This window comes from Massilia genomosp. 1 (assembly GCF_011682185.1).
Taxonomy (GTDB): domain Bacteria; phylum Pseudomonadota; class Gammaproteobacteria; order Burkholderiales; family Burkholderiaceae_D; genus Telluria_A; species Telluria_A rubra.
The window spans coordinates 1-24098 of sequence record NZ_WHJF01000104.1 but is presented as its reverse complement, the minus strand read 5'-3'; the positions used below and the strand labels follow the sequence as shown (position 1 = coordinate 24098).

The 24098-nt window shown below is 64.7% G+C and carries 26 protein-coding genes; 16 read left to right on the top strand and 10 right to left on the bottom strand.

Going from position 1 to position 24098, the window contains the following annotated elements; all coding sequences use genetic code 11:
- Window positions 1-174 precede the first annotated feature (174 nt).
- Both F1735_RS27255 and clpP read left to right on the top strand, forming a co-directional pair.
- The gene (locus tag F1735_RS27255; protein WP_167239857.1) at window positions 175-381 is read left to right on the top strand and encodes a transposase; all 207 of its coding nucleotides are present in this window, start codon (window positions 175-177) and stop codon (window positions 379-381) included.
- A gap of 273 nt (window positions 382-654) precedes the next feature.
- Window positions 655-1278 carry an ATP-dependent Clp endopeptidase proteolytic subunit ClpP gene (gene clpP, locus F1735_RS27250; RefSeq protein ID WP_167239855.1) on the top strand — a complete coding sequence of 208 codons (624 nt, stop codon included), beginning with the start codon at window positions 655-657 and terminating at the stop codon, window positions 1276-1278.
- Between the two features lie 265 nt (window positions 1279-1543).
- Here the strand turns inward: clpP and F1735_RS27245 are convergent, their stop codons facing one another.
- Together F1735_RS27245 and F1735_RS27240 are read right to left on the bottom strand one after the other, a co-directional pair.
- Window positions 1544-2908, bottom strand: coding sequence for a sensor histidine kinase (locus tag F1735_RS27245; protein ID WP_167239854.1), 1365 nt, complete (start codon window positions 2906-2908; stop codon window positions 1544-1546).
- Window positions 2902-3561 (bottom strand): response regulator, encoded by a 660-nt coding sequence (locus tag F1735_RS27240; RefSeq protein WP_167239853.1) that lies wholly within the window; start codon window positions 3559-3561, stop codon window positions 2902-2904. The genes F1735_RS27245 and F1735_RS27240 overlap by 7 nt, the downstream gene beginning before the upstream one ends.
- Before the next feature lie 88 nt (window positions 3562-3649).
- On the opposite strand from F1735_RS27240, the gene F1735_RS27235 reads away from it, so the two are divergent.
- Window positions 3650-4879, top strand: a complete 1230-nt coding sequence (locus F1735_RS27235; protein WP_167239852.1) for a serine hydrolase domain-containing protein — start codon at window positions 3650-3652, stop codon at window positions 4877-4879.
- A gap of 10 nt (window positions 4880-4889) precedes the next feature.
- On the opposite strand, the gene F1735_RS27230 is transcribed toward F1735_RS27235, so the two are convergent.
- Both F1735_RS27230 and F1735_RS27225 read right to left on the bottom strand, forming a co-directional pair.
- Window positions 4890-5828 carry a LysR family transcriptional regulator gene (locus tag F1735_RS27230; protein WP_166885979.1) on the bottom strand — a complete coding sequence of 313 codons (939 nt, stop codon included), beginning with the start codon at window positions 5826-5828 and terminating at the stop codon, window positions 4890-4892.
- A gap of 81 nt (window positions 5829-5909) precedes the next feature.
- Window positions 5910-6704: a MipA/OmpV family protein gene (locus F1735_RS27225; RefSeq protein WP_167239851.1), complete on the bottom strand. Its 795-nt coding sequence runs from the start codon at window positions 6702-6704 to the stop codon at window positions 5910-5912.
- Window positions 6705-7014: 310 nt separating this feature from the next.
- On the opposite strand from F1735_RS27225, the gene F1735_RS27220 reads away from it, so the two are divergent.
- From F1735_RS27220 to F1735_RS27195, 6 genes are all read left to right on the top strand, one after another.
- Entirely contained in the window at window positions 7015-8307 is a 1293-nt protein-coding gene (locus F1735_RS27220) for an NAD(P)/FAD-dependent oxidoreductase (protein WP_167239850.1), read from the top strand.
- 129 nt (window positions 8308-8436) lie between these two features.
- Entirely contained in the window at window positions 8437-9048 is a 612-nt protein-coding gene (locus tag F1735_RS27215; RefSeq protein ID WP_167239849.1) for a DUF2799 domain-containing protein, read from the top strand.
- A gap of 142 nt (window positions 9049-9190) precedes the next feature.
- Window positions 9191-9613: a DUF2141 domain-containing protein gene (locus F1735_RS27210; protein WP_167239848.1), complete on the top strand. Its 423-nt coding sequence runs from the start codon at window positions 9191-9193 to the stop codon at window positions 9611-9613.
- 13 nt (window positions 9614-9626) lie between these two features.
- Complete coding sequence (locus F1735_RS27205) at window positions 9627-11123, top strand: carotenoid oxygenase family protein (protein WP_167239847.1); 1497 nt, start codon at window positions 9627-9629, stop codon at window positions 11121-11123.
- On the top strand, window positions 11123-12286 hold the full coding sequence (locus F1735_RS27200; protein WP_167239846.1) for a sensor histidine kinase: 1164 nt from the start codon (window positions 11123-11125) through the stop codon (window positions 12284-12286). The genes F1735_RS27205 and F1735_RS27200 overlap by 1 nt, the downstream gene beginning before the upstream one ends.
- Window positions 12287-12336: 50 nt before the next feature.
- Window positions 12337-13053 (top strand): LytR/AlgR family response regulator transcription factor, encoded by a 717-nt coding sequence (locus F1735_RS27195; protein ID WP_229505991.1) that lies wholly within the window; start codon window positions 12337-12339, stop codon window positions 13051-13053.
- A gap of 280 nt (window positions 13054-13333) precedes the next feature.
- Here F1735_RS27195 and F1735_RS27190 read toward each other — a convergent pair whose 3' ends face one another.
- Window positions 13334-13711, bottom strand: coding sequence for a carboxymuconolactone decarboxylase family protein (locus tag F1735_RS27190; protein WP_167239845.1), 378 nt, complete (start codon window positions 13709-13711; stop codon window positions 13334-13336).
- Between the two features lie 186 nt (window positions 13712-13897).
- Here F1735_RS27190 and F1735_RS27185 point away from each other — a divergent pair, with 186 nt between their 5' ends.
- Entirely contained in the window at window positions 13898-14497 is a 600-nt protein-coding gene (locus F1735_RS27185) for a hypothetical protein (RefSeq protein WP_167239844.1), read from the top strand.
- A 68-nt stretch (window positions 14498-14565) separates the two neighbouring features.
- Here F1735_RS27185 and F1735_RS27180 read toward each other — a convergent pair whose 3' ends face one another.
- Entirely contained in the window at window positions 14566-14760 is a 195-nt protein-coding gene (locus F1735_RS27180) for a DUF3606 domain-containing protein (RefSeq protein WP_167239843.1), read from the bottom strand.
- Window positions 14761-14963: 203 nt separating this feature from the next.
- Between F1735_RS27180 and F1735_RS27175 the strand changes: the two genes are divergently transcribed.
- Window positions 14964-15761: a hypothetical protein gene (locus F1735_RS27175; protein WP_167239842.1), complete on the top strand. Its 798-nt coding sequence runs from the start codon at window positions 14964-14966 to the stop codon at window positions 15759-15761.
- A gap of 2 nt (window positions 15762-15763) precedes the next feature.
- On the top strand, window positions 15764-18037 hold the full coding sequence (locus F1735_RS27170) for a hypothetical protein (RefSeq protein ID WP_167239841.1): 2274 nt from the start codon (window positions 15764-15766) through the stop codon (window positions 18035-18037).
- Window positions 18038-18058: 21 nt separating this feature from the next.
- Here the strand turns inward: F1735_RS27170 and F1735_RS27165 are convergent, their stop codons facing one another.
- Window positions 18059-18532, bottom strand: a complete 474-nt coding sequence (locus tag F1735_RS27165) for a DUF6623 family protein (protein ID WP_167239840.1) — start codon at window positions 18530-18532, stop codon at window positions 18059-18061.
- Window positions 18533-18692: 160 nt separating this feature from the next.
- On the bottom strand, window positions 18693-19136 hold the full coding sequence (locus F1735_RS27160; RefSeq protein ID WP_167239839.1) for an NADAR family protein: 444 nt from the start codon (window positions 19134-19136) through the stop codon (window positions 18693-18695).
- Window positions 19137-19273: 137 nt separating this feature from the next.
- Between F1735_RS27160 and F1735_RS27155 the strand changes: the two genes are divergently transcribed.
- The 4 genes from F1735_RS27155 (at window position 19274) to F1735_RS27140 (ending at window position 22901) form a co-directional block, all read left to right on the top strand.
- On the top strand, window positions 19274-19750 hold the full coding sequence (locus tag F1735_RS27155) for a DUF2569 domain-containing protein (protein WP_167239838.1): 477 nt from the start codon (window positions 19274-19276) through the stop codon (window positions 19748-19750).
- Window positions 19751-19768: 18 nt separating this feature from the next.
- Complete coding sequence (locus F1735_RS27150; protein ID WP_167239837.1) at window positions 19769-20065, top strand: cupin domain-containing protein; 297 nt, start codon at window positions 19769-19771, stop codon at window positions 20063-20065.
- Window positions 20066-20712: 647 nt separating this feature from the next.
- Window positions 20713-21273 carry a hypothetical protein gene (locus F1735_RS36855; protein WP_373888587.1) on the top strand — a complete coding sequence of 187 codons (561 nt, stop codon included), beginning with the start codon at window positions 20713-20715 and terminating at the stop codon, window positions 21271-21273.
- 110 nt (window positions 21274-21383) lie between these two features.
- Window positions 21384-22901, top strand: a complete 1518-nt coding sequence (locus F1735_RS27140; RefSeq protein ID WP_167239836.1) for an oleate hydratase — start codon at window positions 21384-21386, stop codon at window positions 22899-22901.
- Window positions 22902-23442: 541 nt separating this feature from the next.
- Here F1735_RS27140 and F1735_RS27135 read toward each other — a convergent pair.
- Entirely contained in the window at window positions 23443-23892 is a 450-nt protein-coding gene (locus F1735_RS27135) for a lysozyme inhibitor LprI family protein (protein ID WP_167239835.1), read from the bottom strand.
- A gap of 86 nt (window positions 23893-23978) precedes the next feature.
- The coding region (locus tag F1735_RS35820; protein WP_222853092.1) for an IS4 family transposase at window positions 23979-24098 on the bottom strand (120 nt) is incomplete at its 5' end.

Below are 24098 nucleotides of genomic sequence, written 5' to 3'. Positions count from 1 at the left end.
ACCTGCTGAAGAACGAGAAGACGGCTAAGCTCGGGATCGCTACCAAGCGCATGAAGGCAGCCTGGAGCGCCGACTATCTTGCCAAGGTCTTAGGCCTACCAATCTGATCCTTCATGCAATCGCCCTGTCCCGGGCACGGCGGGGAATTTAACAAAAACCGCGTGCAAAGCCCAAATTTGCGCGCTTTTCAAAGCCCGTTCACAGCAGGCGCAGCCTTCGACGGTCATCTCCAAGCTGTTCAAAATCGCCGTGCAAGTTCGGCAGTACAAGAACAAGATCGTTCTTCATCTGCCGAGCGCGTGCCCGGTCAAACATCTGCTGCGGACACTGACCGAACGACTGTATCTGTCGAGGCCGGCAACGACGCTAAACTCGTCCTGACGGGGTCACGTCCGGTCTGCCGAGAATCGACCACACGCCGCCAAACTTCAACCTTCAAACCGCTTCATTGACTGTCCCGTTCAATTGGGTAGGGACGCTATCGCCCGCGACATTCCGATTCAAGTTGAAAAGGTCCGGCATCGGAAAAGCGGCGCTGCGGCGGTGGTTTGTGCAACATTCAGGCTATATCTTTGCTGTCACACCGCGCCGGTCCGCAGGCGTCAAGCGGGTTCAATCGACTCCGTGCTTCGACTCTACCGCAAAAGGACCATCATGACTTCCACTTTTCCACAAGCGCTCGGCCTGGTGCCCACCGTCATAGAACAAACAGGGCGCGGCGAGCGCGCCTTCGACATTTACTCGCGCCTGCTGAAAGAACGCGTGATCTTTTTGGTGGGCGAAGTAACCGAGCAATCGGCCAACCTGATCGTGGCCCAATTGCTGTTCCTCGAATCGGACAATCCCGACAAGGATATCTCGCTCTACATCAATTCGCCGGGCGGCTCGGTGTATGCCGGCATGGCGGTCTACGACACGATACAGTTCATCAAGCCGGATGTGTCGACGCTGTGTACGGGCTTCGCCGCCAGCATGGGCTCGTTCCTGCTGGCGGCCGGCGCGATCGGCAAGCGCTATGCCCTGCCGAATGCGCGCCTGATGATGCACCAGCCGCATGGCGGTTCGCAAGGCGTGGCCGCCGACATCGAGATCCAGGCGCGCGAAGTGCTGTACCTGCGCCACCGCCTCAACACGATCTATGCCGAACGCACAGGGCAAACGCTGGCGCAAATCGGGAAGGATTCGGACCGCGACAATTACATGTCGGCCGACCAGGGCGCGCAATATGGCCTGATCGACCGCGTGCTTGCCACCCGCGACGGTCAGGGGAGCCTGTGACGCTCGGGCGCGCGCGAACGCCAGTTATTCCGGAAGATCACATTCTGCGCCGGAAAGCAGGGTTGGTTCGCTCATGTCGTGGATGCTCCAGGAGATATGCCGCTAAACGGGTCATGGTCTGATGTTGGACACCTCGGCGCAGTTTTTGTGCCGTTAGTGCGCTATTGAGATGGCGCGCGCGATTCCATGCCCGGATCGACTGTTCCAGAAACACAGCGACGCGAACGACGGCGCAGTGCGCCATCCGCCGGCCGCCACGTACCCCTCAGCGCGGCGCTGCGATCCGCACGACAAAGCGGCAACCGCGCCCGCCCGGTCCCGGCTCGAGTGCGACCGTGCCGTTCAGGCGCAAGGCGGCCTGCCTGACGATCGCCAGGCCCAGGCCCGAGCCGGTCGTATCCTGCGACCTGGCACGGTAAAAGCGCTCGAACACATGCGCCACGTCGGCCTGCGCAATCCCCGGCCCGTCATCGGCCACGGCGAGCGTCAGCCAGCCGTCTTCCCGATCCAGCCCGACGATCACGTTCGCGCCCGCGCCCGCATAGCGCAGCGCGTTATCGAGCAGGTTGTCCAGGATCGATTGAAAGGCCTGCACTTCCAGTGCAAACGGCAAGCGCTCGGGCGCTTCCAGGGCCAGTTCGATGTCCTTGTCCATCGCCGCCTGCGCCACCCGCGCCAGGTGATGCCGCACCAGATGGGCCACGTCGATGGTGGCGGTCTCGCCCAGGCGCGCGCTGTCCACCCGCGCCAGCTGCAACAACTGCGCGATCAGGTGCGATGCGCGCGCGATCGCATGATCGAGATGGCGCTGCGCCTCGCGCCGCCCCTCGGGTTCGGGCTCGAAGGCCAGCACGTGGGCCTGGGCGGAAATGACCGCCATCGGCGTGCGCAGTTCATGCGCGGCGTCCTGCACAAAGCCATGTTCGCGCGCGATCTTCTCGCGCAGCTGCGCAAGGAAACGGTCCAGCGCGCCCACCAGCGGCTTGAGTTCCACATACGCCGGATCGACGCCGGTGGGCGACATGTCGTCGGTGCCGCGCGCGGCGATCAGTTCACTCAGTTGCCGCAGCGGGCGCATGCCGCGCGACACCGCGAGCCAGACCGGCAGCAGGAAGCACGGAAACGCAATGAGCAGGTAAACGACCAGGTCGCGCCCGAGCGTCAGCAGCAAAAAGGTATCGTCCACCCGCGATACGGCGAGCGCCACCGACCAGCGCCCTGCCCCGCCCTTGAACACCCGGAACGTGCGGCCATTGACCAAGGCCGTGACCAGCCTGCGCGGGTCGCCGGCGAGGCGCGCGGAACCGGCGGCGGGCGACAGGTACAGGCGCGTTCCATCCTGGTCGGTCAGCTCGATCAACATCACGACGGGAATGTCGTTGGCGCGGTAAAGCAGGTCGATCTGTTCCGACGTGGCGGCGGCGACGGCGCGCGCTTCTCCCGCATTGTCGAGCCGCGCCAGCGATGCGACCAGTCCCCGCCCAACATCCTCGACGCCCTTGTCTTGCGCCGCCTGGTCGTTGGCGCTGACGTACATCACCGCCAACAACAATAGCCAGGCGATGGCAAACGCCATCAACAACGAGAGGACCACGCGCCGGACCAGCGTGGGGCGCAAAAAATTCAGCATGGGACGAGCATGTAACCAACGCCGCGCACGGTGCGAATCCGGTGGCCGCCGATCTTGCCGCGCAGGTTATAGACATGCACGTCGATCGCGCCGAAGTTGACCGGCTCGCCGAGCGGCTCGAGGCGCTCGGACAGGGCGCTTTTCGACACCACGACGCCCGGTTCGCGCGCCAGTTCGAGCAGCAGCTGGAATTCGCGGCGCGACAGGTCGACGGGACTTCCCGCCAGCCGCGCCAGATGCGCCTTCGGCTCGATTTCCAGCTCGCCGACGGTCCACACCTGCCTGGACTGCTGCGCATAACGCCGCAGCACGGCGCGCATGCGCGAGGCCAGTTCCACCGTGGCGAACGGCTTGACGATGAAATCGTCCGCGCCGCCGTCGAGCCCCGCCAGGCGCTCTTCCAATGCGGCGCGCGCGGTCATGATGATGACGGGGATGGCCACGCCCTCGCCGCGCCAGCGGGTCAGCAGCGCTTGCCCGTCGCCGTCCGGCAGCGACAGGTCGAGCAGGATGCAGGCGTAATGCAGGCCCTCGAAGGTGCGCGGCGCGTCACCGGCGCGGCGCAGCCACTCGCTGCTGAAGCCTTCCAGCTTGAGCGCCTTTTGCAGGGCTCGACCGAGGTCGAGATCGTCTTCAATGATCAGTATGTGCATGGCGCATTATAGGTGCCCCAATCTTAAGAATTGGAAAAGACAGCGCTTGCAATAATGGCGCCTTCTGATGATCTGACGAAGGAATCGCATGACACTGTTATCGTATCTACCCGCAGCAACCCAGTCGGTGTCGGGCATCGCCATGCTCGCCATGCTGGCCGGATGTGGTGGCGGCGGCGCCGGCGAACCGGCCGCGAACGCCGGCAAGTCGCTCACTTGCGTCGCGCAGCATCCCGGCGCGTCGGTGCCCGAACTGCTTGCCTGCAGCGCCGACCTGAATGGCAGGATCGACGCCGCCATGAAACCCTTCATGGCCGCCAACGGCATCAGTGCGGCGACGGTGGCCGTCGCCAAGGATGGCGTCATGCTGGCCGAGCGTGGCTACGGGCACCGCGACAGCGCCCGCCAGCTTCCCCTGCCGGCCGACGCCATGTTCATCACCGCCAGCATCGTCAAGCCGGTCACCGCCGCGGCGATCCAGACCCTGGCGCGCGAGGGCGCACTGGCGCTCACCGACCATGTGTTTTGCAGCGGGACCAACGCACCATGCTGGCTGGCGCCCGCGCTGCTGGCGGCCGCGCCGGATGGCCGGGTGGCCTCGATCACGGTCGCGCAACTGCTGGAACATCAAGGCGGCTGGGATGCCGCCATCAGCGGCGACCCGATGGTGTCCGAATTCGACATCGGGCAGTCGCTCGGCTTGCGCGCGCCGCCGCGACAGGACGACATCATCCGCTTCGTCCTGCGCGGGCAGCTCGATTTCGCCCCCGGCACACGCACCGCGTATTCGAATTTTGGCTATCTGTTACTGGGCCAGATCATCGAAAAAGCGTCAAGGGTGGGCTACATACCCTATGTTCAAGACAAGATCATGGGGCCGCTCGGTGTGCCGAAGGCCGACTTCGAGGGCATGCGCTCCTTGCTGCGCGACCGTCACCCGCGCGAACCGGATTACATCACGACGGTGACGGCGCCGAGCGTCTTCGTCCCCGGCACCACCGTGCTGGCGCTCGACGGCGCCATCCGCGCCGACAACTGGTTCGCGACCGGTTCGACCATCACCACCGCCAGGGCGATGGCGCTGTTCGCGGCCCACTACCGCATTCCGGACGGGGTGCCGCTGGCCGGCGCGAAAAACAATGGTGGTTTCAGCGGCGCCGATCCCGGCGTGGCAACCGTGCTGCGCCAACTGCCGTCGGGCGTCAGCTACGCCGTCATGATGAACAAGCTGGACGAGGCCCATCCGTCGGGCGAGGCCTCGTACCAGATGCAGGCGCTGCGGCGGATCGAGGCGGCCCTGAGCGACGCGGGCCTGTAAAAGCCATCAGCTAGCCAGCGCTGCGCTGGTAAAACCCTTCCAGCTCGCTGCTGACCAGCGCCTGCCCATGCTCGATCACGTAATCCTGGAAGGCCGCCGCCACCTTCGGAATCGGCTGGCCGGCCAGGTGCATCACCTGCCAGTCGGCGTCGACCGGATTGCCCTTGAGCGGCAGCATGCGCAGCAAGCCCGACTTGAATTCGAGCGCGCACGCGTGTACCGATAAGAAGCCCACCCCCAGCCCGGCCGACACCATGCGCTTGATCGCCTCGTTGGAGGAGACTTCGGAACCGAAATTGAGCGCGTGCCCGCCCTCCTTGAACAGGCGCTCGACGGCGGTGCGGGTACCCGAACCACGTTCGCGCACCAGCAGGTTGGCGCCCACCACATCGGCCAGGGTCAGTTTGCGCTTCTTCATCAAGGGATGCGCGGCGCTGGCCACGAAACCCATCGGATGACGCGCAAAGCGCGCCGCGTTGGTGCGCAGTTCGCGCGGCGGCGTGCCCATGATGGCCACGTCGATCTCCTGGCGCGCCAGCATGTTGACGATTTCGACCCGGTTGCCCACCTGGAGCTTGAGGCGCACGTCGGGCCGCTCGAGCGTGAACGGCACCAGCAGCGGCGGCAGCAAATGTTCGGCCGTGGTGACTGCGCCGATGCGCAGCGTGCCGCTGGTGACGCCATGCAGCGCCGCCAGCTCGTCGCCGGCATGCTCCCACAGGCGCAGGATGCGCTCGGCGAAGTCCGCCATCACCTCGCCGGCCGCCGTCAGTTGAATGCCGCGCCCGTCCTTGCGCGTGAGCGCGACGCCGGTGATGTTTTCCAGCGTGCGCAGTTGCAGCGATACCGCCGGCTGCGTCACGTGCATGGCCTCCGCCGCCTTCGACACGCTCTCGTGACGGGCCACGAGGACCAGGGACTGGAGCTGGCGAAAGCTGGCGTGATACATAAGCTATTCCCTATCGATTCGTGAATGACGCGACAAACCCTGTGCGGCCACGCCATGATAGACCAGTTGGCAGGTCCAGGTTCAGAACGCGTAGTTCACGGTGACGGCCAGCAGCGGCGACGTCTTGCGCTTGGCCAGCGGACTGTCGGCGGCGTCGCCCAGCAGGCTGACCACGCCGACCATCGAGTTGACCGACCAATGTTTGCCGAACTTGCGCTGCGCGTTCAGCCCCAGGTTCACGTGCGAGAAACCGGCCTTGGTGGTGTAGCTTTTGTAGCCGGACGTCAGGCTCTGGGCCGCGGTCACGCCATAGAACGCCTGCATGTTCTTTTTGTCGCTGTAGGTAGCCGAGGCGAACATCCCCAACTGGTAAACGTCGTTCTTGAACAACGGTGCCTGCGCACCCAATTCATACGTATTGCCACGTTCGCGGTGGGACAGGGCCATCATGGCGCGCATGCCGACGCCGATGCCGCCGTCGAACTCATAGCCGACCCCGAACGCGCCAATCGCCGACGACTTGATCTCGCCCATGCCCTTGAGCGCATCGGAGCCTCTGGAGAGCCCGTGATCGCGTTCGCCGCGGCTGCCGGCAACGCCCAGGGCGCCGCTCAGGGCGACCTGGCCGACCTTGGTCTTGTAACCGATGCCGCTCGCGGTGCTGGCGAAAAAGCCGCTGGCGTGCTGATAGTCGGCCACGATCACCGGCACCGCGCGGCGCTTGTCGCCGCCCAGGTATTCGGGCACCACGGCCACGCCCAGCCCCACGGTCATGGTCGACTCGCCAGCCGGGGTGTCGGCCACCAGTTTTTGGGCGTGAACGGCCGGTGCGAGAGCGCTGAGCAGGAGAACGGCGGCGGCGGATAAACGTGACATGTGATGATCCTTGAGAGTGAAATTGGGTGGCGTTTGCTCGGAATGTTGAAACGACGGGCCGGAGTGTCGCAACGATTCCGGCGCAGCACCACCGAATCCTCCCGCGTACCGGAAACCGGCCTGTAACGTAGCGTCAAAGGATACTTTCGGCCACGGCAGGCGATACCGGCGGCGCAGCTGTCCATGCATATGTATTAGCCTGAACTTATGGATATGCGTGAATCTCTGATTTTTCTTTTGTGTCGCCGCACTCTATATTGACAGCTGGTCAACGCCCTTTCACATCGCGACACCTACAGGAGGAGACACTATGGAAACCATCGTCATCGTCGGCGGCGGCGCCGGAGGACTGGAGCTGGCGACCCGGCTCGGCAACAGCGCGGCGAAAACCGGGCGCGCGCGCGTCGTGCTGGTCGACCGCTGGCCGACCCATTTCTGGAAGCCCCTGTTGCACACGGTCGCCTCGGGCAAGCACGATCCGCAAGTGATGGCGATCGACTACGCCGCCCAGGCGGCCGAACATGGCTTCGAATTCGCGCGCGGCGAAGTGCTGGGCGTGGACCGCGAGGCGCGCAGGGTGGCACTGGCGCCGTGGATCGCCGACGACGGCGCCGAAGTGCTGCCGGCGCGCTCGATCGGCTACGACAAACTGGTGCTGGCACTGGGATCGGTGACCAACTTCTTCGGCGTGCCGGGCGCCGGGCAGCACGTGCTGACCCTGGACGACGTGGCGCAGGCCGAAACGTTCCGCCAGCGCTTCATCGACGGCTGCATCCAGGCCAGCGCGCGCCAGGCGGCCGGAGCGCAAGAGCCCGGCATCGACATCGTGATCGTCGGCGGCGGCGCCACCGGGGTGGAACTGGCGGCCGAATTGAGCCACAGCGCACGCGCGCTGGCCAGGTACAACGTGCATGCGATGGACCCTGTGCGGCATGTGCGCATCCGCATCCTGGAACGCGGCCCGCTGCTGCTGCCGCACCTGCACCAGCGCCTGTCCAAGCGCGCCGCGCGCCACCTGCGCGCGCTGGGCATCAAGGTACTGCTCGATACCGCCGTGGCGCGGGTCGATGCCGGCGCGGTCATCGACACCGACGGCGGCATCTATCCCTCGGCGATTACCTTGTGGGCCGCCGGCGTGCAAGCGCCAGCGCTGTGCGCCACGCTCGGCCTGGGCACCAATCGCCTGCGCCAGATTGCGGTGGGGCCGTCGCTCCAGGCGCTCGACGATGCCAACGTGTATGCGATCGGCGACTGCGCCAATGTGCTCTGCCCGATCCTCGGCAAGGTGCCGCCGCGCGCGCAGGCGGCGCACCAGCAAGCCTTGTACCTGGCGCAGGTGCTGGGCCAGGCGTCGCCCTTGGACGCGCCGTTTGCCTACCGCGACTACGGCTCGCTGGTGTCGCTCGGGCCGCTGGCGGCGGTGGGCGTGCTCACCCACTCGTCGGGACGAAAATACGCGGTCGGCGGCGCGCTGGCGCGCCTCCTGTATAGCCTGATGTACCGCAAGCACCAGGTGGCGCTGCACGGCGTGGTGCGCATGTCGGCGCAGACGGTGGCCGACTGGATTCGCGAAAAGCTCTCGCCCTCGGTCAGGCTGCACTGAGCGGCAGCGACGCCCTTCGACTGTCGCGCGTGCGTTTCCGGCCACAAGAAGCCCGATTTTTCCGGTATGGGCCACCCGCACCCGCGTTGTCATGGTAGCATTTTTTTAGACGACAATTGCGGAGGCATGATGGCAAACAGACTGATTGGACCGGTGGCTGCACTGTTGGCGGCAACGCTGATGTGCGGCTGCGACACGATGACGCCCGACGAGTGCAAGTCGGCCAACTGGAGCGACATCGGCATGCGCGACGGCCTGGCCGGAAAGACCATGTCCACGCTTAACGAGCACGCCAAGTCCTGCTCCAAGGCCGGCACCGCGGTCGATTCGGCCAGCTACGTCGCGGGCCGGGAACGCGGCCTGCACACCTTTTGCCGGCTCGAGAACGCCGCGCCCCTTGGCCTGAACGGCAGCGCGTATGCCGGAGTATGTCCGGCGCCGCTCGACTTCGCATTCCGGCGCCGCCATGAAGCCGGCTACGCCGTGTACGCCCTGCGCAGCCAGATCAGTGGCTTGGACAGCCGCAGCGAGCGTTTGCAGCGCCGCCTGCACGACGCCGACAAGGACGAATCGAAGCAACTGGCGGCCAGCGACAAGGACGATGAGCGCAAGCGCATTCGCAAGGAGTTCGACCAGCGCCGGCGCGATATACGCAATGAATTGCGCGATATCGACCGCAGCACGCAAAGCACGCGCGACGCCTTGCGCTCGGCCGAATACGCGCTCGACTCCCTGCGCTGAGAAGATCACGCGGCGCGCCGCATTTGGCGCCGTCCCGCTGCATTTCGCGCCAATCTCCCGCATTTCGTCGCAAGCTTCTCCGCTCCGGCCGCGTTGTCGATAGAGTCACTTCATCGCAACCACACACCCACCGGAGAACACCATGCGCCACCTGCTCACCACCGCCTTCTGCGCTTGCGCCCTGCTGACCGCCTCCCTGGCCGGCGCCGCCACCCTTACCATCCGCATCGACGAGGTGCGCAGCGGCGACGGCACCGTGCAGGTCGCCCTGTACGACTCGGCCGGCACCTTCCTTAAAAAATCGGTCGGCGCGACTGCCGAACAAGCCGTCGAGGGCAGCACCACCGTCATCGTCAAGGACCTGCCAGAAGGCGACTACGCCTACGCCATCTTCCACGATGCCAACGGCAATGGCAAAATGGACACCAACATGATGGGCATTCCGACCGAGGACTATGCATTCAGTAACAACGCCCTCGGTAAAATGGGGCCGCCGAAGTTCGTCGATGCCAGATTCACCCTGTCGGCGGCTGGCCTGAACACCACCGTCAGCCTGAAAAACTAAGCCGGAGAACACCATGATACGCCGCACCTTCCTCACTTCCGCCGCCAGCCTGGCCGCGCTCGGCCTCGTTCCCGGCAGCGCCCTGGCCGATGCCGCCACCTACCAGCGCTTCCACGCGGCGTGGAAGCGCGACCCCACCCTGGCGGTGTACGCCGACACCGTGGGCCGGCAGTCCGGCGCGGCGCGGGTCTGGGGCCGCATCCCGCAAGACCTGAACGGCGTGTTCTTTCGCAATGGCCCTGGGCGTTTCGAGCTGGGCGGCGAGCGCCATCACCACTGGTTCGACGGCGACGGCTTCGCCCAGCGCTGGCAGATCGCCGACGGCAAGGTAAGCCACATCGGCAAATTCGTCGAGACCGAGCGCTTTGGCGAAGAAAACGCCGCCGGCCAGTTTCTCTACCCCTCCTTCGGCACCTGGGTCGGGCGGCGCGGCGTGAAGAGCAACGACACCATGAACGCCGCCAACACCAACCTGCTGCCGTTCAACGGCCGCCTGTACGCCCTGTGGGAAGGCGGCTCGGCCACCGAGGTCGATCCGGCCACCCTGGCCACGGTCGGCATCAAGACCTGGAACGAGGACATGAAGTCGATGCCGTTTTCGGCCCATCCCAAGATCGATCCGTATGGCGGCATGTGGAATTTCGGCGCCCTCCCCGGCGGCGACCGGCTGGCCCTGTACCGCATCGGCGCCAACGGCCAGGTGCTCAAGAGCGCCATGGTCAAGGTGCCGCAACTGGCGATGGTGCATGACTTCGTGGTCAGCGCCCAGCACCTCATTTTCCTGGTTCCGCCGTACGACGTGGTGCCTGCCGAAGGCCAGAGCTTCGCCGAGCAGCATCACTGGGCCGGCAGCGGCGCCGCAGCGCGCCCGGTGCGGGTGGTGGTGGTGTCCAAGGCGAGCATGGAAGTGCGCCAGGTGTTCGAACTGCCGCCGCACATGGTTTTCCATTTCGGGAACGCGTTTGACGACGGCGCCACCACCCGCTTCGACGTGGTGCTGCACCAGGGCGACGCGCTGCACGAGGTCGGCCTCGTGATGCACGGCGAACGCCAGAAGAACACGCCCACGCGCGGCTTCGCGGCCCAGGTCACGCTCGATTACGCGAGCGGCCGTGCGACGACGGCGCGCTTGTTCGGCGCCAGCGAATTCCCGCGCGTGATGCCGCAGGTGGTATCGGCCCGCCACCGCCAGCTTGCCCTGTTAAGCAGCTCGGCGCGCAACGCCGACATTGTGCTCGACACCGTCAACCTGGTCGGCACCGACACCGGCAAGGCGGACAGCTACCGTTTCGACGCCGGCTGGCAGGTGGAAGAACACGTGCTGGTCGCGCGCGCCAACGCCCGCTCCGAAACCGACGGCTACCTGGTCGGCGTGGCGCAGGACACCAAGCGCGGGCAAACCGTGATGACCGTGTTCGACGCCGCCCGCGTCAAGGCCGGTCCGCTGGCCCTGGCGCGCCTGCCCTACCGCGCTCCGCACTGCTTCCACGGCAATTTTCTGGCATCTTGATGAACACGATCGAACTTCCCGCGCACACGTCCACGCATCCGCTCGACGCCATTCCGCTGTTCCGGCGCTGGCCTTGTTCGCCGTGGCGCGATGTGCTCTATACCGGCATCTGGAACTGCATGATCGCCATCTTCCTGACGGCGGCGAACATGCTGTTCAGGGGCGAGCGCCATGGCTTCCCGGCCTTTTTCGGGCCGACGCTGGTGATCTCGAACATGGTCGGCTACCTGATTCACGCGGTGCTGAGCGGCGGCGACTATGTCCTGCGCGGCTGGCCATCGCGGCTGGCCGGGCTGCCGCGCGTGCTGTACTTCGTGATCACCGTGAGCCTGTGCGTGGTCGCCGGCATCGTGATCGGCAACGGCCTGCTCAAGGGCGTCAATCCGCTGCGCTACCTGAGCGGCGGCGTGGACCTGGCGCCGCTGCTGCCGTTCGCCCTGTTCGCGGCGCTGATCATGGTCGTGGTGCTGGTCAGCGGCGAGCGCCGCATCGCAACCGAAACCCTGGCCGCGCGCCAGCGCGAACAAATCGCCAGCGCCGCCCAGCTGCTGGCCGAAGCGCGCCTGCGCGCGCTGCAGGCCCAGATCGAACCGCATTTTTTATACAACACCCTGGCCAACGTGGTCGGCATGATCGAGCCCCATCCCGCCCAGGCGCGCCACATGCTCGAACGCTTCATCGACTACCTGCGCGCCAGCCTGGCGGCCAGCCGCGCCGACCAGGCCACGCTGGGCGCGGAACTCGACCTGGTGGCCGCCTACCTCGACGTCCTGGCGGTGCGCATGGGCGCGCGCCTGTCGTACCGGATCGAGGCGGACGGCTGCCGCGACATCGCCATGCCGCCCATGCTGCTGCAACCGGTGGTCGAAAACGCCGTTGCGCACGGGCTCGAACCGAAGGTCGAGGGCGGGCGCATCCTCATCCGCGCCACCTGCCGCGATGGCCTGCTGTGCATCGAAGTGAGCGACACCGGCGCGGGACTGGGCAACTCGCCGCCCAAGCCGGGCGGCGGGGTCGGGCTATCGAACCTGCGTGCGCGCCTGCGCAGTGTGTATGGCGCTTCGGCTCAGGTACAATTGCTCGAAAATGAACCCTGCGGGATAACCGTACGCCTGCTGATGCCACTGAAAGAGACGCCGCCATCGACCATCCACGCGCCCTGATAGCGGACGACGAACCGCACCTGCTCGACTACCTGCAAACGCAGCTGGCCATGGCCTGGCCGCAACTGCGCATCGTCGGCAAGGCCGGCAACGGCATTGAAGCGCTGCGCCTGATTGACGAACTGGCGCCCGACGTGGTCTTCCTCGACATCCAGATGCCCGGCCTGAACGGCCTCGATCTGGCGCAGCGCCTGGCGAGCGACGGCAAGGCGCCGCACATCGTTTTTGTGACCGCCCATCACGAGTACGCGGTGGACGCCTTCGAGCACGCGGCGCTCGACTACCTGCTCAAACCGACCACGGTCGAGCGCCTGGCCAAGACCGTCGCCAAGCTCAAACTGGCGCTGCGCGCGCCGGCGCCGGCGGTGGCGCCCGACGCCTTGCGCGCGCTGCTGCAGCAACTGGCCGCGCCCGTGCCCCCCGCCGCCACGCCCGCCGCCGCGCCCCTGCAATGGATCCGCGCCGCGCATGGCGACGAGACGCGCCTGATCGCCATCGACGAAGTGATCTACTTCCAGAGCAACGACAAATACACCAGCGTGTTTTTGCAGGAAGGCGAATGCCTGATCCGCACGCCGCTGAGCAAACTGCGCGAGCAGCTCGACGAAGCGCGCTTCTGGCAGATTCACCGCAGCGTGATTGTCGCCGCCAAATCGGTGGCCGGCACGCATACCGACTTCCGCGGGCGCCTCGTGGTCAAGCTCAAGGAGCGGCGCGAGCAGCTCACCGTCAGCCGCAATTACGCCGAGCAGTTCAAGCAGATGTAAGCCACACTCCGGTGTCAGGTCTGACATTCGGACACGAGCTCTACTACACGGCGGTGTCAGGTCTGACATTCGGACACGGGCTCTACTACACCGCGGTGTCAGGTCTGACATTCCCTCACTGTCAGGCATGACACCAGTCCGATGGTTTCGATTCTGGCTGAGTCCGTGTCCGAATGTCAGACCTGACACCAGCGGGGCGGGCTGAGTCCGTGTCCGAATGTCAGACCTGACACCAGCGGGGAACACTAGCGGGGACCCGCCGGATACCAGCCGAGGGTGTCTAGGAATCGCGCGCGGCGAAGACTTCCTTGGCCGCGAACAGGCCGTTGAGCGCCGCCGGGAAGCCGGCGTACAAGGCCATCTGCATCATCACCTCGACCACCTCTTCGCGCGTGCAGCCGACATTGAGCGCGCCGTGGATATGTACCCGCAGTTGCGGCGTCGCCGTGCCCAGCGCGCACAGGGCGGCGATGGTGGCAATCTCGCGCAAGCGCAGGTCCAGGGCTGGACGCGAGTAGATGTCGCCGAAACCAAATTCAATCAGCAGGCGACCAAAATCGGGCGCGATGCCGGCCAGGCTGGCGATCACTTTTTCGCCCTGTTCACCATCGATTTCCCGCAGCTTGTCCCAGCCGCGCGTGTAGCGCTCGTTGTCCATCGTGTTCTCCTTGTTGTGGTTGACGGAGCCACTGTGGGGCCGCGCGCCGCGAGGGTCCAATACCGTTTCGGTGATACTTTTTAGGTATCGAAAAGCGAGCATGGCCGTAAGCCGGACTTCCTCACGCGCATTGTGTAAAATGCAAGGAGAAACCCTTTCAATGTCGCCACCAGGAGTCAGCACCGCATGAAGATACGCCGCGCTTTGCCTTTTCAACGCTGGTTTCCAGCGAACGTCTCCTGCATGCGCGCATGGCCGGCCCTGATCGTCGCACTGTGCGCCGGATGCGCGCATACAAGCAGGCCGCCAGGCCAGCCGGTGGCCGCGCAATTGCAAGAACTGCGCACGCACCTGACAAAAGCCGTGCTCTATATCGGTCCGACCGGCTGGTCGTTCAACACCGCACAAAAGGAAGAAGATTTGCCTACCATCTCGTGCGAATACATCCTGACCACGCCCGCTGCCTTGTCGACGCTGATGGATATTCTCGATCGCGCCAGGTTCGCGCAGGAGAACCCACCGACGATGCTCAATGCGCGCATCGGTATCTATCTTCACCAGGATAACGGCGCGATATCGAAACTCATTCTCTCCAATGGGTTTCGGGATGAGGGTGCGCACGGCGTTTACGACCACGGGACCAACGTTGTTTCCAGTCTCGCGTTCCCGAAAGAGTTGCGCGCTTTTGCCATGACCCAGCAACAGACCAAGCCAAACTGGTATTGCGACGGCGAGAAAAAAGGCGCCGCAGCACGTGAACCGGCACCCGGCAACCAGCCGCACTGAAAAGAAGAAAACGATGAACGCCGCCTTCGCGCCGCAGTTGCGCAGCGCCGGCGCGCCGCGCCTGACGCTCAGTCGGTACCGACAACCGGGAGGCCGAGGAACTTCTGCAGGTCGACCACGCGCGGTCCGACCTGCTCGATAGCGTCGGCCAGGCGCGCGCGCGGAACGCCGAACTGTTCGGTCCAGTATGCAAGTTCGGCCTCCACATTGACGTTGATGCGGTCGTAGTCTTGCGGGTTCGGTTCGAGCGGATTGTCTGACATGGTGTTTTTCTCCAGAATGGCGCGGGAAGTGCGCCCGTGTTCGCACAGCTTGCCAGCGCGCCGCGCCGCGCTCCGTTCGATGACGCACGCAGGGCGTCTCCCGTCGCCTCGCACGCAGGGCGTCGCCCGCCCCCTCGCACGCAAGCCGGGCACGCGGAGTAAGGGAGTAAGATAGCGCCCACCTCACGCCGCCCCGATCGATCATGCACCGCCTCCCCGCGCTTTTGCTCACCGTGTTTTTGCTCACCTGTTTCGCCCTGACGCTCAGGATGGACAGCGGCGCCGGCGGTGCGCGGCCGGTCCATCCGGCGCTGGCCGCCCTGCCCGCCGAGCTGGTATGGGCGTGGGAGCGGCCGGAAGACTTGCGCTGGCTGGCGCCGGACATCGGCGTGGCCTATGTGGCGTCCTCCGTGCTGCTGCAGGGCGACGAGACCCGGGTGTACCGGCGCGCCAGCGCCCTGCTGCTCGCACCCGGCGCGCCGCGCGTGCCGGTGCTGCATGTGGATATGTCGTGGCGCCGCCCGCCCGCGCTCAGCGAGGCCCAGGGCCGGCGCGTGGCCGAGGAATTGCTGCGCCTGGCCGCCCAGGCCAACCGCAAGGTGGTGCAGCTCGACTTCGAGGTGCGTCGCTCGCAGCGCCCTTTCCTGGCGCGCACCATCGGCGCCATCCGCGCGCGCCTCGATCCATCCATCGCGCTGTCGGTCACGGCGCTGGCGTCGTGGTGCCTGGACGATTACTGGCTGCACGACATCGCCGCCGACGAAGTGGTGCCGATGGCCTTTCGCATGGGCCAGGCGCAGCACGCCCTGCGCGCGCGCCTGCTGCAACAGCGCGGCTTTACGCGTGCGCGTTGCGGCGCGGCGATCGGCTTTTCCACCGACGAGCCAATGATGGCGGTGCGCGAAGGCCGCCGCTACTATTTTTCCCCGCAAGCCTGGAGCGCCGCGCGCTGGCAGGCGCTGCGCGAGACTCCCCGTTCAACCATTCCATCGAGACTTTGATTATGCGTCTTTCCCGCACCTGTTCCCTGCTCGCCTCCGCCTTGCTGTGGATCTCCGCCGCGCCGGCCTCGGCCAGCGGCGGCGACTTTTACCAGACCAGCCGCTTCGCCTCCGAATTCCAGCCCGCCAACGCCGCGCTGTTCGCCGCCGGCAATCTGGGCGTCTTGCCGGGCAGTTACTGGCGCGTGTACCACTACCTGGCTTACCAGGCCGCGCGTGGCCGCCCGCTGAGCAAGCAGCAGGTGGCGGCGCTGCACATCGATTCCTGGCACGTGGGTACGACCAGCGCGTGGAATGGCCTGGACCCCGATGGTGACGGCCCGTCGAGCTGGCTGGCCGCGCGCGCGCCGCTGGCGGCGCAACTGGCGCTGCCGGTCGAGATGGAGATCGATGTCACGGCCGTTGCCGCGCACGGCGACCCGTATCTGAATTGCCATCCGGACGCTTTCAAGCAGGCCGGCCTGACCCTGGCCGCGCGCGCCGGGCTCGCCGCCGGCGGCAAGCCGGACGCCTGGTTCAAGCTGTGGCTGCAAGGCCAGGATGCGGTGTTCGCCAACTGCGCCGAGCCGCGCCACGACTGGGACAAGCCGGTGCCGAAACGCGTGGTCAAGCTACCGCCGCCGCTGCCGTCCGACGCCCCCGCCTGGCTGCGCCACGACCATGCCTACCAGAGCGCCGCCGCCAATTTTTACGCGCGCAATGTCGATCAGGCGCGCAGCCAGTTCCAGCAGATTGCGCGTGAGCCGACCTCGCCGTGGCAAGCCCTGGCGCCCTACCTTGCGGCGCGCACCCTGATCCGCAAGGCCACGCTGCAATTCCCGCTGGGCGAGCAGCCGGCGGCGCGCGAGCGCCTGGACGCGCTGGCGCAAGCGAAGCGGGAGCTCGACGCGCTGGCGCAAACGTCGGCCCCGGCCAGGCAGATGGCGACCCTGGTCGAGGCCCGCCTGGACCCGGCCGCGCGCCTGGCCGCGCTGGCGCGCGCGCTCGAGAAAGAGCCGTTCGGTCCCGACACCGCGCGCATGCTGAGCGACTACCTGGTGCTGATGGACAAGCTGCCGCGCAGTGTCACCTTGGCCGCCAGGGAACCGATGACGGCGTGGATCGCCAGCATGCAGGCCGACGCGGTGCTCGATCAATGGTCGTCCGAGCGGGGCGAACTGTTGCAGGCGCAACGGATGGCCGCGCTCGACACCCTGCGCAAGAGCTGGCTCAAGCAGGCCGACCCGATCTGGCTGGCGCCGTTGCTGAGCCTGGCCCGTTCGAACGAGCTGAGCGCGGCTGAACGCACGGCCGCGTCGGCCATGCCGGCCAGCCATCCGCTGTACCAGACCGTGCAATACCACCTGGCGCGCCTGGCGCTGGCCGAACGCCAGGGCGAACGCGCCGACCACGATATCGACCGCCTGCTCGCGGCCCAGGGCAAGCAGATGTCGGCGGCCACCAGCAACCGCTTCCTGGCGCTGAAGATGCTCTCGGCCGGCACGCTCGATGCGTTCTTGACGGCGGCGCCGCGCCGCATCGATCAGGTCGAGCGCGGCGAAGAAATCGACGCGGTCCCGGTCAAGGCGGACCAGCAGGCCACCGACGACGATTTCGACGTCGCCGTCTGGCGCCATCTGCCGATGGCCGAACTGAAGGTGCTGCGCGCGCACCGGCTGCTGCCGCCGGCCTGGAAAGCGAAGCTGGAAGAAGGCATGCTGGCGCGCGCCCTGAGCGCGGGCGACGAGGAAACTGCGCTGAGCCTGCTCGATGCGGTCGCCAAGACGCGCAAGAGCACCGCGCATTTGTACCAGCGCTACCGCAAGGCGGCCAGCGGCGCCGGGCGCAAGCTGGCTGGCGCGCTGATCCTGGTCAACACGCCGGAATTGCATCCCGCCTTGTTCGACAAGGAAGAGAAAAAGCGCTACTGGGGTTGCAAAAAGGAGTGGGGCGACGGCCCGGTGGTGGTGCGCCAGGGAGCGCCGGCCCCGCGCTTTTTAAGCGCGCAGCAGACCCTGGAGGCGGCCAAGGAGCAGGCGGCGATGCTGCGCCTGCCCCTGCGCAGCGAGTTCCTCGCGCCCACCCTGCTGTCATGGGCGCGCACAAGGCCGGCCGATGAAGAAGCGCCGAAAGCGCTGCACTTGCTGGTCGCGTCCACGCGCATGGAGTGCCCGTACGGCAGCGAGGTGCCTGAAGCGGAGCAGTTGCGTACACGCTACTCGCGCGAGGCGTATGAAGTGGTCCACAAATACTATCCGGCGAGTAAATGGACCAAGGCCACCAAGTACTTCTATTGAGCCCTGGTCCGGCCACAGCGCTTACGAGGTAAAGTCGCCACCGGCGGTGCTGAAATGGATATTGGCCTCGCTGGTGAAGCGCACCAGGATGGAGACGCCAATGCCCCAAAATACCGGTCCGCCGCCGCCGGCCCAGGTGTTCGATGCATCGATGCCGCCGCCATGGTTGCCGGTCAGGTTCAAGCCATCATAATTGCGGATCCGGTTAGGACCGTCCCAGATATGGGCCGCTTCCACCCGCGCGCCGGGGCTGGCGTTGTACAGGACGAACACGCGGTCCAGCTTCACCCGCTTGCCGTCGGTGATCACCGGGGTGGGAATGGCGAAGTGAAACCAGTTGGTCTGGTTGGCCGCGCCGCGGAAGGTGCTGCCCCAGCCGACGCGCAGCCCGGTCACATCGGTCCAGGGTATGCCATTGACCAGGCGCAAACGTGTGTTGCCGGGAATTTCGACCTGGGCGACGTAGCCAGGGACCCACATTGCTTGCAGTGCCATTTTAGTTCTCCTCATACACGTTCAAGGGGACAGGCAGGCACGCGCGCTGGCGTCCTGGACCTGAACCCAGCGTACGGGAGCCGATGCGGCCCTTGTTTGGCCAGTGTCAGCGCGCCGCCTGTGCCAGCACAGAGGCGGCGCCACATGCCGGGAGGCATAGTCAGTCGCTGCGGGACAGTTCCCCGCGCAACTGCATCAGCAGTTCGCCCAGGCGGTTCTTGCCTTTGCCGTTCGGGCCGATGCCCCAGTAACTGTCGTAGGGCGAGTCCTCGATGAGGCGTTTCTTGCCGGTGCCGAGCAGCAGCGCGCGCAGTGCGGGGTCCTGGAATTTCTGGCGCAAGCCGCGCAGCATGATGCTTTCTTTCACTTCATCCCAGTCGCGCCGGATCGGGGTGGCGCGGCTCTGGCCGAGGTCCTTGGCTTGTTTGGGCGAGCCGCACCCGAGGATGCGCTCGAACTGGGCGCTGCCTTCGAATTTCATGGCCTGGAAATAGTGCTCCATCGTGCGCCAGGCATGGCCGTCGAGCGAAAACGCACTGCTGGCGAAGTTGGACAAGGCCGCGTAACGACCGTCCTTGCCGAAAAAATAGATGTCTTTCGCCATTGCCCGGCCACAAAAATGTTATTGGATCAATAGTATAGTCCGTGCAGTTCCGAGCACTCCCTCAAAATTTCTTTTTGGCATTATCGGTGCTCATCACCTAAGATACTGGCTTACCGGAATGAAGAAAGAAGTGCGCCGTGGACCAAGCGAAGACCGACCTGCAAGGCGTGAGAGGCTGGCTGATTGTAGTGGGATTGATCGTGGTGATCGGGCCGCTGTATATGCTGGCCGTGATGCCGAAAATGCTCAAGGACTTCTTTTACGGAGAACCATGGGCCGCCATTAACGCGCCGGGCAGCGTTGTGCATTGGGGATGGAAGCCCCTGGTGTTGCTCGAAGTATCCTTCGGCATTGCCGCCTTCATCGGATCGATCGTGCTGTTTTGCCAGTTCTTCGGCAAACAACGCGGCTTTCCCAGATTGTTCATTGCAACGCAAATACTGTCGATCCTCTTCTATTTCGGCTATACGATCGCCCTGCACCTGATGCTGCCCGGCCGCCCCCTGCTCGACACGGACTCTATCGTTGCGCTCTTGCAAACGGTGGTGCCGCCGCTGATATGGATACCCTATATGCTCAAGTCCGAGCGGATCAAACAGACGTTCGTGGAATAGTTTTCAAAGGAGTGGTACATGCCCTTATTCGACTTGCCCGGCCTTGCCGGCGCACTGCCGGCGGCGTGGCAATCGCAGGTGCTGGGCCAGGTCGGCCCGGCCAGGGTCAAGCTGCTCAGGATGGACGCGCTGGCCTATGGCGAGGAAACGCACGACTATAACGAGGCGCTGCTGGTGGCGACGGGGCGCATGCTGCTGGACGTGGCGGGGGCGGCTGTGACGGTCGAGGCCGGCAGCATGTACCTGGTCGAGGCGGGAACGCCGCACGCCGTACTGGCGGGCAGCCACGGCAGCCTGGTGATCGTCGATCTGTGAGCGGCCGCAGACCCTGGCCAAGTCAATCAGCGCGCCACCACGCCGCTGCGGCGCGCCCCACTTAGAGCCTATTCTTGCAGGCAAGGCGCCGCTTGCTGCCGGTCCCTCGGAAGCGGGGACGGCGTTGCTCGTCGTAGCATGGCTAGCCATGCGTCCTCCTCCCGCCTTGTCCGCGCTCCCGCTGGACCGGCATCCAGCTACGCGCCCTACAAGAATAGGCTCTTAAGGCAGCACCGCAGACCGGATTAGCGCGGCGGCAACGACTTGGCGTCGCTCATCAATCTCTGCGCGCGCTGCGCGTTGAGGTCGGCCACACAAGCGAGCCGGCTGATCTCGTGCGAGTTGCCGGCAGCGCCACCGGCGATTGTGAGCGATGGACGAAGGGAACGTCAGCCCGAATGCGTAGTCAATGATTGATCCACTCGTTCCAGCGAGGTTCATCATGACAGTAATAGCATCCGGGCTTACGAAGGTCATTGTAGGTTTTTCCGATCTGTTTTCCAAGCGTGCCTGGCCGCTGGTACAGATCCTGTTGACAGGCGCCATCCTGGCCGTTGGGTCGCGCACGGTCAGTGCCGTGCTGCGCGTCATGGGTTTGTCGCAGGAGCGGCAATGCCAGAAATATCATCGCGTACTCAATCGTGGTCGTGGCCGACAGCAGCTTCGCGGCGCTGGAACTGCTCGATGCGCTACGCCACAAGCTGTGCATCGTCACCCATTTGCGGCTTGACGCCGCTTTGTACGATCCGGCGCCCGAGCGAGCACCTGGCGCACGCGGCCGGCCACGGCGCAAGGGAGCGCGCCAGCCTACACTGAAAGAAAGAGCGACTTCCGAGGCCACTCATTGGCGCAGCGTGACGCTGTCACAATGGTACGGCCAGGGTGACAAGGCCGTCGAGATTGCCACTGGCACCGCCGCCTGGTACGCCAAGGACAGCCCCACCTTCTCCGACACCATCGCATTCGTGCGCCCTTCGCTGTGGCCCCTGCCGACACAAGAATCGATGAAAAAAACGAAAAAGAATTGGCCTGGAACGAGCAATCATAGTAAAGACGTGAACCTCGCGCCGCTACGCTCCGACTGTCCGCCGTGGCCTGGAATGCCTGGCCGGTTTGACGTGGACTGGGTGGCCAGTTTGTTCTGGACTGGGTGGCCACATTGCGACGAATACGCAAGCTATGTGCGGCGACGAACAGACTGTGCATGATTGCGCGCCTATCATGCGTCCATTATCGGTTAATGTCGTCAAAAAGGCGCGAGCGCGCCGCTGCGTCGGCTCTCGCGCGACGGCTGGGCAAAACTCTCTCCAAGGAAAACATGACAAAGGCATATTTAGTGGGAAGCGGCATCGCTTCCTTGAGCGCGGCACTCTACATGATTCGCGACGGCGACATGCGCGGTGCGGACATCACGATTTTCGAGTATTTCCACCAGCTCGGCGGCAGTCTCGACGCCGACGGCAACGCCAAGGACGGCTATCTGTGCCGCGGCACGCGCGGCTTCGATTACCGTGCGTATCCGTGCATGCAGAATGTGCTTGCATCGATCCCGGCGCTGGGCGCTCCCGGCAAGACGGTCAACGACGAGATCCACGCCTTCTGCGACCATTTCAGCATCGACACGAAGACCCGCTTGATGGCCGACGGCCAGGCGGTTCCTGTCGTTTCCTATGGCGTGAGCGCGCGCGACCAGCTGGCGATCACCCGCCTGTCGCTGGGCAGCGAGGCCTCGTTGAAGAACCGGCCGATCAGTGACTTCTTTTCGGAAGCGTTCTTCTCCTCCCCGTTCTGGTGGATGTTCTCGACCATCTTTGCATTCGGCCGCTGGCACAGCGCGCAGGAAATGCGCCGCTACCTGCACACCTTCATCCAGAACGTCCAGGACATGGATACCCTGCATTCGATCCGTTCGAGCGTGAGCAACAACCAGGACAGTATCGTGCGTCCGATGGTCGATTACTTGCGCAAGCAGGGGGTGAACTTCGTCATGGACACCGAAGTGATCGATCTGGCGTTTGCGCCGGATGCGTCCGAGACTGTCGTGCAGGCCATCGTTTGCATGCAAGCGGGCACGCGTGTCGAGATCCAGGTGGCGCCGGATGACAAGGTGCTGGTGACCTTGGGGTCGATCGCAGCGCCGCTCGATTCGGGCGCATGGAAGCTGTGGCACACCATCGCGCAGGGCCGCTCAGACTTCGGCATGCCGGCCGTGTTCACGTCCCAGACCGACAAGTCGACCATGACGACATGCACGATCACCTTGAACGACCTGGAAGTCTACGACATGCTCAGGGAGCGTTTCGGTCAAGAGCCTGATGTCAACCGGCTCACCACCTTCATCGATTCGCCCTGGAGCCTGTCGCTGATCGTGCCCAAGCAGCCTTGGTTCGCCGATCAGGGGCCCGACACCAAGGTGTTGTGGTGTTATGGCATCTGGCCCAAGGGAATCGGTAAGTTTGTGCCCAAGCGTATGGAAGATTGCAGCCCGGAAGAGATACTGACCGAACTGTTCTCGCTGCTGGGCTTGAGCGATATTCCACGCCTGGTGCAAAAGACCATCTGCCGCAAGTCAGTGCTCCCGGCCGGCCACGCGCAATTCCTGTGCCGCACCCCTGGCGACCGGCCCGAGGTCATTCCCGAGAAGTCGCGCAATCTCGCCTTTCTTGGGCAGTACGTGGAGAGCGAAGGCACCACCTATACCATGGAGTACTCGGTGCGCACGGCGCAGAAGGCGGTCTACCAGTTGCTCGATATCGAAAAGCCGATGACGTCGACCTACCATGGCATGGCCCACCCGGAGACCTTGTTGCGCGCCGCGCGCGCCTTCATGCGCTAAGTAAGTGTGCAGAAATTATTGTCATTTATAGCGAACAGAAGCGGGTGCCTGGCAAGGCGCCCGACGCGACGCAGTGCGAGCACTGCGAGCGAAGGGCAACGCCGTAGCGCGCCGGCTATGGAAGACAAAAATCACAGTTATTTATGGGCGGGTACTTAGCGGCGGGCAACGCAGCAAGGCTGCCGCTTATGGAAGCTGGAAATGACAAGAATTTATGCGCGCTTACTTAGCTCGACTTTGTCCAACTATCCCGCGTAGCAGACGGTTTCTGTCAGGCGCTCGTTTTTTCGGCCGCCTGGTACATTGGCGTGACGCCCAGCGCCGTCAAAAAACATGTCGTCAAGAACCGCGTCGTGCATCTTTCCTTCAGGTAAAGCAGTGTGTAAGTCGCTGCGGAATGCTGTCGCGAACCGGCCCTGATAAGTCGAGCTCGCTCAAGGCGTCCGGCAGCGGCCCACCATCACGTCTTCGAGCAAAGTTCGCTTCTGCGCCGGCACCGTTCACGTCGCTGTCGTATTCATCGGAGCAGGAACGCAGGCCGTCACGACGATCGGGGTATCAGAAATTTGGCGTCTCTGGTCAATCTGGCCGCGCGCTGCGTATTCAGATCGGCCACGCAAGCTAACCGGCTAATCTCATGCGAGTTGCCCGCAGCACCACCGACGAGCGACGTCGCATAGCCACATTCCGATTCACGATAACGGACGAAAACGATATTGGCTTGTTTCAGTTTCGCCCTCGCCACATTGACATAATTCTCATCTTCGTCCCACTTGGCCATCGCTGCGACAACCTTCGCTTGCGCCGCTTTCAGCACCGCTGCGCTGGTGGCCGCCTGTTTGGCGATACAGTCGCGTATGTCCGCTTGCGAGAATTGGTCACATAGTGCCAGGGCGCCTATTGGTTGCAGCGGCCCGGCCGATTTTGCAGTTGCTGCGCACAATGGCGCCGAACCCAGCGCTATCAGAATCAATATCGTTATGACGCGCATTCCGCATCCCTCCCTTTCAGATAATCCATGCAAATTTCGACCTTCTCTGCGTAGCGTGGATCATGGCCGCCGTTATAGCCACCTCGTTATACACAAGTGTTCAGTGCGCCAATTCCCCGTAGCGCGCGTATCGTTTCCGCCGCCACGTGAACATCCTTCAAGCCGAGCCAGATCGTCTTGACGCCGGGCTCGCCATCGCTCTTGCG

What these genes read in the sequence shown, in the direction of transcription:
- F1735_RS27230 (WP_166885979.1), bottom strand. Translation starts at nt 5,828, where the DNA reads ATGTATCACGCCAGCTTTCGCCAGCTCCAGTCCCTGGTCCTCGTGGCC.
- F1735_RS27225 (WP_167239851.1), bottom strand. Translation starts at nt 6,704, where the DNA reads ATGTCACGTTTATCCGCCGCCGCCGTTCTCCTGCTCAGCGCTCTCGCA.
- F1735_RS27140 (WP_167239836.1), top strand. Translation starts at nt 21,384, where the DNA reads ATGACAAAGGCATATTTAGTGGGAAGCGGCATCGCTTCCTTGAGCGCG.
- clpP (WP_167239855.1), top strand. Translation starts at nt 655, where the DNA reads ATGACTTCCACTTTTCCACAAGCGCTCGGCCTGGTGCCCACCGTCATA.
- F1735_RS27195 (WP_229505991.1), top strand. Translation starts at nt 12,337, where the DNA reads ATGGCCTGGCCGCAACTGCGCATCGTCGGCAAGGCCGGCAACGGCATT.
- F1735_RS27240 (WP_167239853.1), bottom strand. Translation starts at nt 3,561, where the DNA reads ATGCACATACTGATCATTGAAGACGATCTCGACCTCGGTCGAGCCCTG.
- F1735_RS27215 (WP_167239849.1), top strand. Translation starts at nt 8,437, where the DNA reads ATGGCAAACAGACTGATTGGACCGGTGGCTGCACTGTTGGCGGCAACG.
- F1735_RS27210 (WP_167239848.1), top strand. Translation starts at nt 9,191, where the DNA reads ATGCGCCACCTGCTCACCACCGCCTTCTGCGCTTGCGCCCTGCTGACC.
- F1735_RS27190 (WP_167239845.1), bottom strand. Translation starts at nt 13,711, where the DNA reads ATGGACAACGAGCGCTACACGCGCGGCTGGGACAAGCTGCGGGAAATC.
- F1735_RS27165 (WP_167239840.1), bottom strand. Translation starts at nt 18,532, where the DNA reads ATGGCACTGCAAGCAATGTGGGTCCCTGGCTACGTCGCCCAGGTCGAA.
- F1735_RS27200 (WP_167239846.1), top strand. Translation starts at nt 11,123, where the DNA reads ATGAACACGATCGAACTTCCCGCGCACACGTCCACGCATCCGCTCGAC.
- F1735_RS27135 (WP_167239835.1), bottom strand. Translation starts at nt 23,892, where the DNA reads ATGCGCGTCATAACGATATTGATTCTGATAGCGCTGGGTTCGGCGCCA.
- F1735_RS27160 (WP_167239839.1), bottom strand. Translation starts at nt 19,136, where the DNA reads ATGGCGAAAGACATCTATTTTTTCGGCAAGGACGGTCGTTACGCGGCC.
- F1735_RS27245 (WP_167239854.1), bottom strand. Translation starts at nt 2,908, where the DNA reads ATGCTGAATTTTTTGCGCCCCACGCTGGTCCGGCGCGTGGTCCTCTCG.
- F1735_RS27170 (WP_167239841.1), top strand. Translation starts at nt 15,764, where the DNA reads ATGCGTCTTTCCCGCACCTGTTCCCTGCTCGCCTCCGCCTTGCTGTGG.
- F1735_RS27205 (WP_167239847.1), top strand. Translation starts at nt 9,627, where the DNA reads ATGATACGCCGCACCTTCCTCACTTCCGCCGCCAGCCTGGCCGCGCTC.
- F1735_RS27185 (WP_167239844.1), top strand. Translation starts at nt 13,898, where the DNA reads ATGAAGATACGCCGCGCTTTGCCTTTTCAACGCTGGTTTCCAGCGAAC.
- F1735_RS27220 (WP_167239850.1), top strand. Translation starts at nt 7,015, where the DNA reads ATGGAAACCATCGTCATCGTCGGCGGCGGCGCCGGAGGACTGGAGCTG.
- F1735_RS27180 (WP_167239843.1), bottom strand. Translation starts at nt 14,760, where the DNA reads ATGTCAGACAATCCGCTCGAACCGAACCCGCAAGACTACGACCGCATC.
- F1735_RS27150 (WP_167239837.1), top strand. Translation starts at nt 19,769, where the DNA reads ATGCCCTTATTCGACTTGCCCGGCCTTGCCGGCGCACTGCCGGCGGCG.
- F1735_RS27175 (WP_167239842.1), top strand. Translation starts at nt 14,964, where the DNA reads ATGCACCGCCTCCCCGCGCTTTTGCTCACCGTGTTTTTGCTCACCTGT.
- F1735_RS27235 (WP_167239852.1), top strand. Translation starts at nt 3,650, where the DNA reads ATGACACTGTTATCGTATCTACCCGCAGCAACCCAGTCGGTGTCGGGC.